We start from the raw sequence: 16374 nt of genomic DNA, 5'->3' as shown, positions 1-16374 counted from the left end.
TTTTATTTTTGCTTTTTGATCACCAACAACTTATCATTATTGGTCCCGAACAAAGCGATTTCCGTAACAGGAGCCGCCTCACCCTGTGCCTCAAAGCGCACCACCTTATTAAGCGCTTCCAGCAACTCACGTTCGCCGCTCATATCCGGGCAAGCCATTCGGGTAGTCGCTACCTGTGGGAACTTAATGATATTTCTATAAGCATCATTATATTCGATCTTCCCCATCAACCGATTGCAACCGGCATTTCCCGAAAGCCCTTGACGAGCCACGTCGAACACCAAAACCTGATGAGTCTCCTCGGGATTCAACGTCTTACCGTTCATCTCCACGACACCCCATTCACCATCCAGATCCGAGAAAGAAGCTACCACCGCTTTCTTGGATTTACAGCCGGCGAACAAACCGACGCCTACCAAAAGCAGGCAAATATAAAAAAGACCTTTTCGCATTAATTTCTCTCCAATACTAATAATACATTACCATCTTGGTCTACCAGCAACATCTCATTCTCATCTTTTCCGCCCTTCACGGAACGAACCTGATCCATCGATTGAAGCACGCTCGTCTCCAAATCCATATTCGGACACGCCATCATAGTCGTAGCGCCCGGAGCGATCGTAATAGAAGATACATCTTCCGGATCTAACGTGATCGTCGTATTGAATAAATTACAGCCTGTATTTCCATGTAATTTCTTCTCAGCCATATTGAAGTCCATCTGCGGCAGGCCTTCTTCCAAGACTTTCTCACCTTTCACTTCTACCACATTCCATTTACCTTCCAACTTCTTCACATCTGTCTTGACATCTGAACAAGAAAACATCATCCCAACGAAAGCGGGAAGCAAAAACGCATAAAACAATACCTTTTTCATCTTCATCATAATCTTTTATAAAATATCTATTGTAATTAGTAAGACGCAAATAGAAGGCGAAATGTTCCCAAGAACACCCTGTTTTAGCTTATATTAACAGGATTCTTGATTAACATCCTCTTTTTCCACTTCTGCGTTCGCCACCGCAAGCAGAGTACCGCACCCCGGGAACACTCGTCCAAAGCAAAAGCGAACCACATCCCCGCTAAGCCTAATCCGAACACGATACCGAACATATACCCGCAGAACACGGCAAAGAACCACATACAGAATAACTCGATAATTACCGGGACCACGACGTCGCCTACCGAACGCAAGCAGAATAAGAACAGCAGTACCGTGGCCCGCCCTTGCTCCAAGAGTACATCTACCAGCAAGGCTCCCATCGCAATCGTTATGATTGCTTGATTCTCAGTAAATATCCCCAATAAAGGACGTCCCAACAGATAAACCCCGGTACTAGCGACCAGCGTAATCAGCAACGACCTCCTCCAAGCATACCAACTCAATAAATAAGCGGCTTGCTTCTTCCTCGCGCCCACCAAATTGCCGGTACAAATAGAAGTAGCTTGCGCGATCGACAAAGAAAAGATATAGCCGATTATCACGATATTCATCACATAAACACGAGCTGTCAAGTACTCATTACCCAGCATATTGATAAAGTAGACAATCGTCACCTGCGAGGCATCATACGAGATTTGTTCCGCTGCCGAAGGTAAGCCGATCTTCAACACATCTTTCAACTTCTGAAACGGGAACGGACGGAAATAAGCCAAAGGGATACGAGGCACCAACCGCTTGAACAGCATGATAAACAAAAGTGTCATCGCCACTCCCCGGCAAACAGAGGTAGAGATAGCCGCTCCTTGTACACCGAGGGCAGGGAAACCGAAATGGCCAAATATCAATGCATAATTTCCAAACACATTCAATACATTGATCAGCAAGGTCACCTGCATCGCATAATTCGGCTTGTTCGCCGCACGGAGCACCGCCGATATCGTAAAACTAACCGCTTGGAAGAAGCCGAACCCTCCGACAATGTGCATATAAGTCTCAGCGTCCGGCATCAGATCCGGACGGATATCCATCAGGACCAACATCTCCCTACCGAACAAGAAAAGCATCAAGCTGATCAAGCAACCTACGCCGGCGTTAAACAACAAGGAGGTTCCTAACACCTGAATAAAACTCTTATTATCTTTCGCCCCGAAATAAAGGGCGCACATGACGGAAGTTCCGGTCGTGGTAATATTGAACAGCAGGAATACCATGTTCAGCAATTGATTAACCACACCTACCGCTGCCACCGCATTATCGGAATGATGGCTCAACATAAGCGTATCCACCACGCCTAAAGTCAACATCAGCAAGGTTTCCAGAAAGATAGGCCCTGTTAATTTAAATAATTTGCCTCTCAGCCCTCTCGGGGCACGGAATAGTCTATACATGTCCATTGATCTGCTTTCTACCTAAACACCTTTTTACGAGTCCGCGAAGGTACAAAGCTTTACGCTAAATAGGTTTCGCTATTTCTATTATTTTCCGTAAGTTTGTATCCGGTTGAATAATTTTTGATGAACAAACGAAGACAAATGGACAAGAAACTACCTATATGTATCGTATTAGTCATGTTGATGAGTTGTTTCTCCTGCAAACAGCCCCAACAGCCCACGGAAGACGCAGACATGGATACGCAGTGGGTGGATAGCTCACAGCATCTGTATCAATACGGCATCTGTATCGATTCCTTGGACGTAAAAGAGTATTTGATGAAAAACGGGGATAATCCCGCCTCCATCTTCTCCGGGCTGGGCTTCACGGCCTTGAAAGCAGACAGTATCAGCAGGGCATCCACCCATGTCCTCGATCCGACGAAACTGCGAGCCGGCATGCATTATTACACATTTTCCACGGTAGATTCCTTGGAGACGATCCGATATATCGCCTTCGCCAAGTCGCTGACCGATTATGCCGTAATCGACTTGACCGGAGATACGATCAACGCCTATGAATTTAATAAGCCGATCACCCTTAAGAAAAAATATACGGAAGGAGTATTAAACTCTTCCCTATGGAACGTGATCAAGGCCAACGGAGGTGATCCGTATCTGGCGATCAAGATATCGGACGTGTACGCTTGGCAAATCGATTTCTTCGATATCAAGGATGGAGACTCCTTCAAGGTTCTATACAATGAGGCTTACATCGACGATACCACCGCCTTGAGCATCGCCTCTATCGAAGGGGCTATCTTTACGCATCAAGGCAAGGATTTCGTGGCGATTCCTTTCACCCAAGACAGTATCTTCGAATACTTCGATGAGGAAGGGAACAGCCTTCGCAAGGCGTTCCTGAAAGCACCGCTGGACTTTTTCCGGATCACATCCCGTTTTACGAACGCCCGTTTCCACCCGATCCTCAAACGATACCGGGCGCATCATGGGGTTGATTACGCGGCACCGGCCGGTACACCGGTACGCAGCATCGGAGCTGGTACGGTTATCGCCAAGGGATATCAAAACGGCGGGGGCAATTTCCTGAAAGTGAAACATAACTCCGTATACACCACGACTTATATGCACTTAAGCCGCTTCGCCAAAGGAATCCAAGTAGGCAGCCATGTGCAACAAGGCCAAGAGATCGCTTATGTAGGCTCCACCGGACTCTCTACCGGGCCGCACCTAGACTTCCGTGTCCATAAGAACGGGCAACCTATCGATCCGCTAAAAATGGAAGCTCCCCCTTCTGAACCGGTGAAACCGGCCTATAGGGATAGTTTCGCTTTGGTCAAGCAGCAAATCTTGGCGGAAATAGATAGCTTTCATGTAGCCACAGTTAGTAAAGCATCTGTTATATATGAGAAAGATAGTATCAACCATTTAAATAACTAGCGTATGAAATTCTTGGGGAATATAATATGGTTACTCTTCGGAGGGATTATAACAAGTGTAGAATATCTGATATCCAGCCTAATACTAATGATAACGATCATTGGTATACCTTTTGGCCTCCAGACCTTAAAATTAGCGATACTGGCTTTATGGCCTTTTGGCAGCCGTGTCGTAGACGAGGGCAATTCCGGAGGATGCTTGTCACTTATCATGAACATTATCTGGATATTCGTCGGAGGCTTTTGGATTTGCCTTACGCATCTAGGATTCGGCCTTTTGCTATGTATCACGATCATCGGCATCCCTTTCGGCATGCAACATTTTAAGATGGCAGCTTTAGCCTTGGCTCCTTTTGGAAAGAGCATCCAATAAGAAAGCATCTAACTTTTCCGTAGAAGGCAGACGTCCGGCAAGAATTTAAGATAGGATAAGGTATTATACCTATTTCTTTCTATACCTATACGTTCTCGCTCCTTGTTTTATTTTCTAATTCACGTCATGGTCTGTACAGACCACAACGTGAACTATACAAACCACGCCGTGAACTCTACAGACCACGGCGTGATCTGTAGAATTATACTAGATATTCAAATGAATTCATCCGATATCTTTCAAGTATTCATAAGGAAGGAGGGAAGTATAAATAGCGTTCATATACATCTCCCTCATAGGGCCTAGGGGCGTTATAGCTCGATCTGGGAAACCGAGACCGGAGTATTCATGAAGATAGAGGCCGCCTCAGAAAACTTCTCTGCCGACTCCGTGGTAAGAAAACGGCAACTTCCTCCCTTCGTGAGTTTACGATCCATCTCCGGGTGACGCCCTAAATAATCTCGCAAACTCTCCGCTACATGCTCGCCTTGCGAGAATAGAGTGATGCCGGAAGGAAGAAAAGCACGGATCTTATCCATCAAAAGGGGATAGTGAGTACATCCCAAGATAAGCGTATCGATTTGCGGATCTACGGATAATAGATGGTCGATATGCTTTTTCACGAAATAATCCGCTCCCGGGGAATTAAACTCATTATTCTCCACCAAAGGGACCCACATGGGGCAAGCCTCGCCTGTCACTTGGATATGTGGGTACATCCTGCCAATCTCGATCGTATAAGAATTGGACGTAATCGTACCGCTCGTACCTACGATACCGATATGTTTGGTACGGCTGATCGTATCCACTAACTCAACTGTAGGACGGATGACTCCCAATACACGACGATTGGGGTCCCATGTAGGCAAGTCTTTTTGTTGGATCGTACGAAGCGCTTTCGCCGATGCCGTATTACAAGCCAAGATCACCAATTGGCAACCCGACTCAAACAAGCGCGATACCGCCTGACGGGTAAATTGATAAACGACCTCGAACGAACGGGTTCCATAAGGAGAACGTGCGTTATCGCCCAGATAAACGTAATCATAACCGGGCATCAACTGATGAATCTTATCGAAAATCGTAAGTCCGCCATAACCTGAATCAAAAAGACCGATCGGACCGGGAGTTTGTGGAAACATATCGGAAACCTTTCTTTTATAAAGTACAAAGGGTGCAATCCTTTCGGAAAACACCCCTCTTTTATGCTATAGAATAAATTTTCTCGCTAATTACAAACCGAGTTTCGTACGAACAAACGGAGTCGCGTCAACCGCGTTAGTACCCGTATAAAGCAAAGCCGCCGGATCGATGATATACGTATATCCCTTCTCCTCGCCTACCTTCTGGATAGCCTCGTGCAACTTCTGTTGGATCGGTTGCAACAATTCCTGTTGTTTCTTTTGTACGTCTTGCTGAGCTACCTGCACGAAGTTATCCATACGTTCTTGGATATCTTGAATCTCTTGCATTCTTCTCAACTTGATATTTTCTGTCAATGAATCTTGCTGCGCTACGAAGTCTGAATATTTCTTTTGGTATTCATCCTGCATTTGCTTCAATTCAACTCTATATTTCTCATTCAAGTCTGCCATTTGTTTTTCCATACCAGATACCTCCGGCATAGCCATAAACACCTCTTGAGTTTTTACAAACGCAATTTTAACTTCCTGAGCGATAGCTCCCAACGGGAGAATCATCAACAATAAAACAATAAGTTTCTTCATTTTTACTATATAATTACTTTGTTATTAATCAAGCTTTCACACTTTTCATGCATAAAGCGCACAAATGTAAGCATTTATTTTGAATATCCTAACTTAATCAGCACTTCATTACTGATATCGATCTTCGGAGAAGCGAAAATAATGCTCATAGCTGAAGCTCGATCCCAAACAATTTGATATCCCTTGTCTTCCGAGATTTCTTTCACCGCATTATACACCTCGTCTTGAATCGGTTTCATCAAACTCTCGCGTTTCTTATATAACTCACCCTCAGGACCGAAATATTTACGTTTCAGATCTTGCGCCTCTTGCTCTTTCTTCACGATCTCTTCCTCACGTTTCGTTTTCATCTCGGCGGAGAGGAATACCAGATCGCTCTGATAATTCTTATACATATTCTGAGCTTCTTGCTGAATCGCTTCCACCTCATTTTGCCATTTCTTGGAAACTTGGCTCAACTGCTCATTGGTCATTTCGTAAGCCGGAATATTCTTCAATATATATTCCATGTCGATTAAAGCGAACTTCTGTGCCATGCCGGCAAAAGAACAAAGCAACATCAGACAGCTCAATGTGATAATCTTTTTCATACTCTCTTTATTTATAGTTCTACTTTATGACTGCAAATATAACAGAGGGTTTACTTACAGCCTACCAATATTCGTTAAAAGTATTTATTTAAATGTAGAGACGGGGCGTGCCCCGTCTCCACATACGGAACACGCCCCGTCTCTACATACGAAGCTATACCCGATCTATATTTTAGAATTCCTGTCCGATGATAAAGTGCAGGTTACTACCGCTACGTTTACCATTAGATCCATAATTCGGCTCGTCGAAACCATAAGCCCAGTCGAGTCCCATCAAACCGATCATCGGCAAGAATATACGGACACCGACACCGGCGGAGCGTTTCAAGTTAAACGGATTAAAATTCTTCAAATCAGTCCAAGCGTTACCAGCCTCCACAAATACCAATCCGTAGATCGTAGAGGAAGGCTCCAGCAAGAACGGATATCTCAACTCCATAGCCAAACGAGAATAAGCGTATCCATAAGAGTTGTAACCACCATTACCGGCGATACTACCATTCTCATAACCTCTCAAACCGATCGTTTCCTGAGCATAGGTACTGGAGTAACCACTCATACCGTCACCACCCATATAGAAGGTCTCGAACGGAGACTTCTTATTTTTATTATAAGTACCTAAGAAGCCATACTCAACACGGGTCATCAATACCGGCGTACGTTTCACGGTCAACGGAGCCAACGGAGAGAAGATCTTCGCTTTGAACTTCCATTTATGATACTCGATGAATTTATATTTATCCGGGTCTGAGCTTGACATCGCTCCATAATCCTTATTATCAAACAAAGAATAAGGAGGCGTAGCCGCTACGGACAGCATAAATTGTGAACCCTTACGAGTATACAACGGGTTATCGATAGAGTTACGTTGCAACATCAACTCCAAGTTGATATTATGGCAATTTCCGTTATTAACCAAGAAATAATCCCAATCATGCATCATATACAGCTGATAGTTCAACGTCGCCATGAACTGGAAGTAGTCATCCGGCCAATTCAAGCGTTTACCATAACCAGCCGCTAAACCGAACATCATGATAGACTTATCCGGGTCGTAAGCATACTCATAACTATTATTGTAACCATAGTTGCCGTAATAGTTGCTACCATAGCCATAACCGCCCCCATAATAACCGGGATAACCATAGCCATAGCCCGGATAGCCATAACCATAACCGGAATTGGTCAAGTAATTGCTACTGATATCGGTTTGCTTTGAGAAATAAGCGCTGACAGACAATGTATTCGGTCGTTTACCGCCGAACCAAGGATCCATAAAGGAGATGCTGTAAGCCTGATAATAACGCCCGTTCGTCTGGCCGCTCAAGGTCAATGTCTGTCCCTCACCTTGCGGGATGATGCCCTTATAGGTTTTCGGGTTCAAGAAGTTCTTCATAGAGAAGTTCGTAAACTTCAAACTTAACTTACCGATCACACCCGTCTGTCCCCAACCTGCGGAGAACTCGATCTGGTCATTCGCCTTGGAAACCAAGTTATACTCGATATCCACGGTTCCATTCTCAGGATCAGGCAGCGGCACCGGATTCATGTTTTCCGGGTCGAAGTGTCCCATCTGAGCCAACTCACGAACGGAACGCATCAAGTCGTCACGGCTGAATAACATACCCGGCTTGGTACGCAACTCACGGCGAACGATGTCCTCATACAAACGGTCATTACCATTAATGATAATACGGTTGATCGTCGCCTGCGGACCCTCTTGGATACGGATCTCCAACGAGATCGAGTCATTCGCTACATCCACCTCTACCGGATCGGCGTTGAAGAACAAATAACCGTTATTAAAATAGACATTCGAAACGGCATCCTCATCCGTACTCAAACGTTCGTTCAATTTCTTTTGATTATACACCTCGCCTGGCTTCATACCCAACACGGCCATCAAATAGTCCGTAGAATATTGCGTATTACCCACGAAGCGAATATCTTTCAAATAGTATTTCTCACCTTCATCCACTTTCAAGAAGATATCTACCTTCTTCTCGTTAAAGTTCGCTACGCTATCGGACAACAATACGGCGTCGCGATAACCATGCTCGTTATATTTAGCGATTATATTTTTCTTATCGTTCTCATATTCCTCAGTCGTGAACTTCTTCGTGCTGAACATCTCCATGATACTGGTTTTCCAGTCGTTCGGCAAGCTGAACTTCTCGTTCGTCTTCTTCATCGCCTTCTTCAACTCCCGGGCAGTCAGTTTTTCGTTACCCTCAAAATAGATACGATGGATCTTGGTCTTTTCATTCTTATCGATATTGATATCCACGATCACCTCGCCTTCATTCGCGGGATCGTCCTTTTGCTCGATCTCGACATCCACGTTCTTAAAGCCTTTGCCATCGAAGAACTTCTGGATCACGATCTTGGCACGGTCCATGACGTTCGGTGTCACCTGGAAACCTTTCTTCAAGCCCAGCTTCGCCTCCAAGTCCTCACGCTCGCCTTTCTTGATACCGTGGTAATTGACTTGCGAGATACGCGGACGTTGCTTCAGCTGGATCTCCAGCCAAATCTGGTCGCCCTCGATCTTCGTCGCCAAGATCTTTACATCCGAAAACAAGCCATGTTTCCAAAAACGCTTCACTGCTGTAGTGATCTCCTCTCCCGGTACGGTAATCTCATCGCCTACCGACAAGCCCGAGAAGCCGATCAACACAAAATCATCATAATTCTTGATACCCGTAATCTTTATATCCGCGATCTTGTATTTCTTCGCGGCCAACGAGTACGAAATGACCGGCACTTCTGCCGGCGCCTCAACTTGGGTAGTGTCTATTTCTTGGGCAAACGCACCGCAAGCGAAACCCAAGCAAATAAAAAACAGCACTATTCTTTTGTACATATAACAGCTATTGTTTATAAGATTAATTGCTCACTTGTCTTACCGAAACGACGCTCACGTTGCTGGTAATACAATATAGCCTCATACAACTCTTCTTCTCTGAAATCCGGCCAAAACACATCCGTAAAGAAGAATTCAGCATATGACAACTGCCATAGCAAGAAGTTACTGATGCGTTTCTCTCCTCCGGTCCGTATCAAAAGATCGGGATCGGGGATATTTTTGGTCGTCAAGTGGTCCGAGACCATAGCCTCGGTTATATCATTGGGGTTTATTTTCTGCTCCAAGACCTCTTGGGCGAGTTGCCTAGCCGCTCTGGTGATCTCCCACCGGGAAGAATAACTAAGCGCCAGAACAAGTGTGGTTCCCGTATTCGCCGAAGTCGTATCGATACATTCTTGCAATGTATTATAAGCATCCTCACGCAAACGGGAAAGATCGCCTATGGCGGTAAGGCGAACGTTTTTCTTCATCATGTCCGGAGTCTCCCGGTGAATGGCAGAGACCAGCAAGCTCATCAGCGCTTGGACCTCTTCTTCCGGACGATTCCAGTTCTCGGTAGAGAAAGTGTACAACGTCAGATATTTCAATCCGAGTTGAGTGACCGCATCCATAATCTTACGGACCGAAACAACGCCTTCCTGATGCCCGAAGCTACGGTCTTTCCCCTTCGCCTTGGCCCAACGTCCGTTCCCGTCCATAATAATTGCCACGTGCCGTGGCAAGCGATTCTTGTCTATTTTCTCAATCAACGACATTTTTTATCTTACTAATATTCACTTATATTTTTCGCATTGTTACAAGTACGGCACCTCGGGCCGAAATCCCATGTAACAGACAACAACAAGAAAGAGTACCAATCTTTATTCTTAAGAGCGCTACCCTTAACACCATACGGATCGTCCAACATGTCCTTTCCCTCTAGGCCATCGCCAAATAACTTACGAAACGAGAACTCGCACCCTAAATTAAGGCGGTTCTTGATCTTATATTTCATGCCCACGCCTAAAGGAATATTCGGGCTGGCGAAAGTCTTCCCGCCACCCGGAGCCACCGTCAGCCCAATGCCCACCAAGACATAAGGAGAGAAACGCTTCGCCCCCGCATAGTCGAACTTATCGCTATACGGGAAAAAGTTGAACTCCGCCTGTCCCCCCAACTCCATGATACTACGGTTGAAAGAGGTTTGGGCATTATTCGGAAAAACGTTCTCCATACCTTCGGTCTTACCGGAAACCTGTCCCCACATCAAGTTGGCTTTCAAGGCCCAACGAAAGTTGATGTTATACCGGAACACGGCTCCCACCGCCGGATTCATTCCTTTAAATATCGTATTCTTGTTGGCGTCGCCCATATAAAAGGCGCCACCAGCCATACCACCGATCTCGTACTTATATTCCTGCGCCCAAAGCGTAGGGACCGTACCCGCTAATAGGATGATTATGAGAAGCCGCTGAAAAAAAGTTGAAGTCATAAGCCTTGCTGTTATATATACCACACTTCTTTTTCTAACGCTAAAAGCCTCATAAAATTATACATCTCCTATCGAACTTTTCTATTCCTTCGGGATCAAACGATTGATACGGCCTCTCCAAAGTTGGTTCAAGTCATTGGAACCAGTGCTGGTCTTTCCTCCGAAAATGTTCACGAAATTCTCTTTATCTACAATAATTGAGGAAAAGCCTCTCGCCGCATAGTCGGTCGGTAACACCACCATCGAGTCGATCAACGACCAAGAAATACCATAATCTATCGATTGATACATATCTTTCAATGCCTTATTCGAAGCGTCGATACCTCCGATCAAGAAAAACTTATCGTCATAATTCGTGATCATCGCTCCCTCACGCTTCGTGAAGTTTACGTCACCGGAAGCCATCAACGCCCAAGAGATACCATCCATGGTCGCCCAAGTCGTATTAACCACTTGGTTGTCCACGGTACGTCCGCTGGCGGTCATCAAGTACTCATGATACATTGCGGCATATTGGAGATTGCTAAATCCGGTAACAGGGAATCCGCTAGGCACCGCATCTCCGGCGATCCACTCCATGGATTCGTTCATCGCATAGAACGCTAGCTTTCCTTCCTGATCCACGATCGTAGCTAAGGCGGAAGGCTGTTTCGTGCCCTGCTTCACGCTACCCAAAACGTATTTCACGGAAGGGGCGTTCTCTACAGCGCTCCAAGTCAAGCCATCCTCGGATCTATATAAAGTGCCATTTGTAGCCGGCACATATAAAGCATTGTTATACTCAGTAATCTGGGAGATCAAAAGCCCATCGGAAGGCAGACCGGTCAAGGATAATGACTGCCAGCCCTTAGGCGCGCTTACCGGAGCGTAATATAATTGGTAAGGTTTACCGGACTCGGCGGGTTTCACATACATAAAGTAATTCTCCGATCCATTATAATCGTAGGTTACCACCTTCTGATCCTTCACGGTAATGCCAATCATAGGATTCGCGTACATACTCCAAACCATAGAGTCCGGAACCACTTGATGGATATTCACCTGCGCCATATAGACTTTTGTCGTGACTTGGTCATACGCATGAACCACGAACTTTACCGGAGCGGAGAAATCGATGGAATCCGACAAACTACTTAAATAATAAGTGGAATCGGGATAAGCCTCGGGACTAGCCTCCACGCCACCTATCACTGAAGAATTAGCGAACCCAATCTTACAAACCACTTTCTCGATCTTCGTACCAAAAGGTAAAGAGTCTATATTAAAAATCCGTCCCGTTAGCTGGTCTATCGTAAACTTCACAGTATCCAACCCCGACACAGAATCATGACTTAATGAAAAAGTATGTATCTGGCAATTCTTAATAGCTTCTACACCAACGATTTCATCTGACTTCAAACAAGAAGACAGCACTAACGCAAAACAACCTGTTATAAATAGTACTAATTTATTTTTCATCAAAAACATAAGTTTGTCGCATATAAAGGCACAAAAGTAGAAACATTTTTTGCTTTCACCCTAATACCTGCTAATATTTATAATATTTTAGTTGATTATATGAGCCTTAAAATTCATAGTTATGATTTTTCGAACTCATCGTTATGATTTAAAATTTCATAGTTATGATTTTTAATGCTCATAACAGAACGTCTAGAGATGCCGCTAACAGCCTCCTTTCCAAGCATCGGCGCATGCACCCCTTGATACAGGCAAACCGGGGCCGTTTCCACCCTCGCCTCGTCCCATACATCCGCTTCCACGAAAGAATTAATCAACTGGGCCCCACCTTCCACCAATAAGGAATCCAACTTCCGGGCAGCGAGATGATCTAGCACTTGCCGGATCACCGGACCCTCGAAATCTATCCGGATATACTCCACGTTCTCTCGGTTTTCCACTTCCTTCTCCGTAAATATTAATGTACGTGAGGAACCATTCAGCAACCGATAAGAATCGGGAATAACGAGCCGGCGATCCAATACGACCCTAACCGGAGAATTACCGGACCAATGGCGCACGTTCAATGAAGGATTGTCCAATAAAGCGGTCCGTGTACCGACCATGATAGCCGCCACCTCCGAGCGAAGTTTATGCACCAAGCGGGAAGTCTCCGGAGAAGACAAAACCGTGACCGGCTCCGACACGTCCGTACGTAAACGATCGATAAACCCATCCTCGCTCTGCGCCCATTTCAAGATAATATAAGGACGGCCTTTCGCTTGTAGCGTCATAAACGCCTTGTTCAACGCACGGGCTTCTTCCTCCATCACGCCTGTGACCACCTCGACACCGGCCTCACGCAACATCCGCACGCCTCGCCCCGACACCTCGGGAAAAGGATCCAAGCAACCGACCACCACCCGTGGAATCCCTTTCCGGATAATCAACTCGGCGCAAGGAGGCGTCTTCCCATAATGAGAGCAAGGCTCCAGACTCACATAAATCGTACTGTCTTTCAACAAAGACTCGTCTCTCACGGAAGCGATAGCATTCACCTCGGCATGCGCCTCCCCACATTTCCTGTGAAATCCCTCACCGATAATACGGCCCTTATGCACAACCACCGCGCCAACCATCGGATTCGGACTGACATTTCCCCTCCCTCCTTTAGCCAACTCGATGCAACGAGCCATGTATTTCTCTTCAACCTCTATCATAATCTTTGCATATAAACGGTTTTTACACTACTTTCGCGATAAAACAAGAGTAAGATATGACTGAGACCATCGCCTACATCCGAAATTCCCTCAAAGATATTTATCCTCCCGGCGAAGCCCAAGCGCTCGTCCGGCTCATCATGGAACGTGTTTGCGGTCTTTCTACCCATCAACTCCTGTTAGGCAAAGGTAAAGAATTATCTGATACGGAGAAATTTAAAATCAAGGAGATTGTAGAAGGACTGCGTTTATACAAGCCCATACAATACTTATTAGGCATAGCGGATTTTTACGGGATGGAGTTTAAGGTGACGCCGGACGTATTGATTCCCCGCCCGGAAACCGCCGAGTTGGTCGAGCAGATCATCACGGACTACCGAGGCCAAGCCCCTCGTATATTAGATATCGGCACGGGAAGCGGCTGTATCGCTATTTCCTTGGCGAAACATCTTCCGGAGGCAGAGGTAGCGGCGGTGGATATATCACCCGAAGCGCTCGCCGTGGCCGAGGAGAACGCCCGTATGAATCAAGTTTCCGTATCCTTCCATGAATTGGATATCCTTTCCGAAGGTTATTCCAGTTTCATGCAAGAGAAACAAAATTTTCACGTACGTGAAACTAGATTTTCATGTACGAGAAACAAAATTTTCACGTACGTGAAACTAAAATCCCATACGGAGGAAACCGAAGCGTCTCTTATAGGAAACTTAAACTGCATCGTCAGTAATCCCCCTTATATAACGTATAGAGAGAAAGCGACCATGGAAGCGAACGTTCTGGAGAACGAGCCTCATCTAGCCTTGTTCGTTCCCGACGACGATCCGCTTCTCTTTTACCGGGCCATCGCCCGCTTCGGACAAAGGCATTTGGTGGAAGGCGGGCATCTTTACTTCGAGATCAACGCCCTTTGCGGAAAAGAGACCGTAGCGATGCTACGTCAAGAGAATTACACCGAAGTCGAATTAATACAAGATTTATACGGAAAAGACCGTATCGTAAAAGCAAAAATATGAAAGAGATAACCGAACCCGAGATGTTGCACCGGGCAGCCGCCTATTGCTCCGCCGCCGAACGCTGCATACAAGACGTACAGAAAAAGATCGATGCCGCCGGACTTCCTCCCGACGCCTCCGAGCGTATCATCGCCCGCTTGCTGAAAGAGCGGTTTATCGACGAATCCCGTTACACCCGTTTCTTCGTGAACGATAAGCTACGATTCAATAAATGGGGACGGGTAAAAATAGGCTACGAGCTTTATAAGAAAAACATCCCCTCCCCGATCCGGGAAGAATCGCTCGCCGCCATTGACGAGGGAGAATACCGCTCCATCTTACTCGATTTACTAAAAAGCAAAAAGAAATCGACAAAAGGAAAAGACGAGCGGGACCTATTCAACAAGTTACTCCGTTTCGCCGCCGGACGAGGTTTCGAAAGCCGGATCACGTTGGATTGCCTAAGCCAATTATTCAAAGGAACAGACTGCGAGGATTATGCCGACGACATGGAATAATCTGCTCAACCTGTTTTTCCCAAACTTATGTAAAATATGTAAACGACCACTCGTCGAGGGAGAAGAACAAATTTGCCTGAAATGCCTATGCGACCTGCCGCACACGGGATATCATCAACAGGTGAACAACCCCGTCGAGCAACTTTTTATCGGAAAGAACCGGATCGAATACGCCACCGCTTATCTACGATACGAGAAAGGCGGAAAAGTACAAAGCCTGATACACTCGCTCAAATACCATGATAATAAAGAGCTGGGCTATCTACTCGGACGGCAGATAGCGAGAGAGCTCCAAGCGGATCACAGCCCGATATGTACCGTAGACCTCCTTATCCCCGTTCCCCTGCATCCCCGCAAAAAACGGCAAAGAGGTTACAACCAGTCCGAATGGATCGCCTCCGGCATCCGTTCCATATGGGATATCCCCATCGATACGCAAAGTCTGGCCCGCACCACCCACACAAGCACCCAAACTCGTAAGGCCATTTACGACCGCTGGTTAAATGTATGTTCTATTTTTAATGTCATTCATCCGGAAAGCTTAAAAAACAAACATATCCTGCTCATAGACGACGTGATCACAACCGGAGCCACGATTTCCGCTTGCGCAAAGGCTTTATCAGGGATTCCGGGCATACGCATCAGCATTTTAGCCCTATCTGTCGCATAAATATTAATAAAAAATTAACGTACGATATTCAAGGTAATGTCATTCAGTTTATCTATTTTTGCAAACTGATATAAATATAGGATTGTATGAAAACACTGGAAAGTTTAGTAGCAGAAAAATTATTAAAGATTAAAGCCGTAAAGTTGCAACCGGCCAATCCGTTTACTTGGGCATCCGGCTGGAAATCTCCGATCTACAATGACAACCGAAAGACTCTTTCTTATCCGGTCGTTCGTAGCTTCATTAAATTGGAGTTGGCTCGTGTGATTAGTGAAAAATTCGAGAACGTAGATGCCATTGCCGGTGTTGCTACAGGCGCGATCGCTCAAGGTGCTTTAGTAGCCGATTTATTAGGATTGCCATTCGTATACATCCGCTCTACGCCAAAGGATCATGGATTGGAAAACCTTATCGAGGGAGAATTGAAACCGGGTTCTAAAGTAGTGATCATCGAGGATTTGGTATCTACCGGAGGTAGTAGCTTGAAAGCCGTACAAGCCGTACGTAACTTTGGTTGCGATGTTGCGGGTATGGTAGCTATCTTTACCTATGGATTCCCTGTAGCGGAAGCCGCTTTCAAAGACGCTAAAGTAACATTGACTACATTGAGTAACTACGACGCTGTCTTGGAAGAAGCTGTCCGTACGCATTACATCGATGAGTCTGAGATTGCGGTTCTTCAGGAATGGCGTAAAGATCCGGCTAGCTGGGACCCAAAATAAGTAATAAACAAAAAA

The 16374-nt window shown here is 45.7% G+C and carries 17 protein-coding genes; 6 read left to right on the top strand and 11 right to left on the bottom strand.

All coding sequences use genetic code 11. The features are described from left to right. Positions 1–2 precede the first annotated feature (2 nt). The 3 genes from ACYIA1_RS19715 to ACYIA1_RS19705 form a co-directional block, all read right to left on the bottom strand. Positions 3–452 (bottom strand): META domain-containing protein, encoded by a 450-nt coding sequence (locus ACYIA1_RS19715; protein WP_008772651.1) that lies wholly within the window; start codon positions 450–452, stop codon positions 3–5. After that, positions 452–877 (bottom strand): META domain-containing protein, encoded by a 426-nt coding sequence (locus tag ACYIA1_RS19710; RefSeq protein ID WP_041525709.1) that lies wholly within the window; start codon positions 875–877, stop codon positions 452–454. Before ACYIA1_RS19710 ends, ACYIA1_RS19715 begins: the two co-directional genes overlap by 1 nt. Positions 878–960: 83 nt before the next feature. Next, positions 961–2331 carry an MATE family efflux transporter gene (locus ACYIA1_RS19705; RefSeq protein ID WP_044545557.1) on the bottom strand — a complete coding sequence of 457 codons (1371 nt, stop codon included), beginning with the start codon at positions 2329–2331 and terminating at the stop codon, positions 961–963. Positions 2332–2475: 144 nt separating this feature from the next. Here ACYIA1_RS19705 and ACYIA1_RS19700 point away from each other — a divergent pair, with 144 nt between their 5' ends. Next, a complete protein-coding gene (locus ACYIA1_RS19700; protein WP_444334537.1) occupies positions 2476–3774 on the top strand; it encodes a M23 family metallopeptidase in 1299 nt (432 codons plus the stop codon). Positions 3775–3777: 3 nt separating this feature from the next. Further along, positions 3778–4146: a YccF domain-containing protein gene (locus ACYIA1_RS19695; protein ID WP_005867901.1), complete on the top strand. Its 369-nt coding sequence runs from the start codon at positions 3778–3780 to the stop codon at positions 4144–4146. 311 nt (positions 4147–4457) lie between these two features. On the opposite strand, the gene murI is transcribed toward ACYIA1_RS19695, so the two are convergent. From murI to ribD, 8 genes are all read right to left on the bottom strand, one after another. Next, positions 4458–5288 carry a glutamate racemase gene (murI, locus tag ACYIA1_RS19690; protein ID WP_005867900.1) on the bottom strand — a complete coding sequence of 277 codons (831 nt, stop codon included), beginning with the start codon at positions 5286–5288 and terminating at the stop codon, positions 4458–4460. Between the two features lie 90 nt (positions 5289–5378). Continuing rightward, the gene (locus ACYIA1_RS19685) at positions 5379–5873 is read right to left on the bottom strand and encodes an OmpH/Skp family outer membrane protein (protein WP_005858972.1); all 495 of its coding nucleotides are present in this window, start codon (positions 5871–5873) and stop codon (positions 5379–5381) included. Between the two features lie 74 nt (positions 5874–5947). Next, positions 5948–6463: an OmpH/Skp family outer membrane protein gene (locus tag ACYIA1_RS19680; RefSeq protein ID WP_005858974.1), complete on the bottom strand. Its 516-nt coding sequence runs from the start codon at positions 6461–6463 to the stop codon at positions 5948–5950. 172 nt (positions 6464–6635) lie between these two features. Beyond that, positions 6636–9326, bottom strand: a complete 2691-nt coding sequence (gene bamA / locus ACYIA1_RS19675; protein WP_480336283.1) for an outer membrane protein assembly factor BamA — start codon at positions 9324–9326, stop codon at positions 6636–6638. 14 nt (positions 9327–9340) lie between these two features. Next, positions 9341–10084 (bottom strand): isoprenyl transferase, encoded by a 744-nt coding sequence (locus tag ACYIA1_RS19670; protein WP_005858978.1) that lies wholly within the window; start codon positions 10082–10084, stop codon positions 9341–9343. An 11-nt stretch (positions 10085–10095) separates the two neighbouring features. After that, on the bottom strand, positions 10096–10800 hold the full coding sequence (gene porG, locus ACYIA1_RS19665) for a type IX secretion system protein PorG (RefSeq protein WP_008772658.1): 705 nt from the start codon (positions 10798–10800) through the stop codon (positions 10096–10098). A gap of 81 nt (positions 10801–10881) precedes the next feature. Beyond that, positions 10882–12258 carry a BamI family beta-barrel-assembly machinery protein gene (gene bamI, locus ACYIA1_RS19660; protein ID WP_480336282.1) on the bottom strand — a complete coding sequence of 459 codons (1377 nt, stop codon included), beginning with the start codon at positions 12256–12258 and terminating at the stop codon, positions 10882–10884. Between the two features lie 119 nt (positions 12259–12377). Next, entirely contained in the window at positions 12378–13457 is a 1080-nt protein-coding gene (gene ribD, locus ACYIA1_RS19655; protein WP_480336281.1) for a bifunctional diaminohydroxyphosphoribosylaminopyrimidine deaminase/5-amino-6-(5-phosphoribosylamino)uracil reductase RibD, read from the bottom strand. A 56-nt stretch (positions 13458–13513) separates the two neighbouring features. Here ribD and ACYIA1_RS19650 point away from each other — a divergent pair, with 56 nt between their 5' ends. The 4 genes from ACYIA1_RS19650 to pyrE all read left to right on the top strand — a co-directional run bounded on the left by ACYIA1_RS19650 (position 13514) and on the right by pyrE (position 16359). Next, the gene (locus ACYIA1_RS19650; RefSeq protein ID WP_480336280.1) at positions 13514–14470 is read left to right on the top strand and encodes a N5-glutamine methyltransferase family protein; all 957 of its coding nucleotides are present in this window, start codon (positions 13514–13516) and stop codon (positions 14468–14470) included. After that, the gene (locus ACYIA1_RS19645) at positions 14467–14967 is read left to right on the top strand and encodes a regulatory protein RecX (protein ID WP_008772662.1); all 501 of its coding nucleotides are present in this window, start codon (positions 14467–14469) and stop codon (positions 14965–14967) included. The genes ACYIA1_RS19650 and ACYIA1_RS19645 overlap by 4 nt, the downstream gene beginning before the upstream one ends. Continuing rightward, entirely contained in the window at positions 14948–15637 is a 690-nt protein-coding gene (locus tag ACYIA1_RS19640; RefSeq protein ID WP_480336279.1) for a ComF family protein, read from the top strand. Before ACYIA1_RS19645 ends, ACYIA1_RS19640 begins: the two co-directional genes overlap by 20 nt. A gap of 86 nt (positions 15638–15723) precedes the next feature. Then, positions 15724–16359, top strand: coding sequence for an orotate phosphoribosyltransferase (gene pyrE, locus ACYIA1_RS19635; protein WP_008772664.1), 636 nt, complete (start codon positions 15724–15726; stop codon positions 16357–16359). Positions 16360–16374: the final 15 nt, after the last annotated feature.

This window comes from Parabacteroides sp. KHUB-02, from assembly GCF_056640955.1.
Note: the sequence above shows the minus strand (reverse complement) of the source record. Positions and strands in the feature narration are given on the sequence as shown.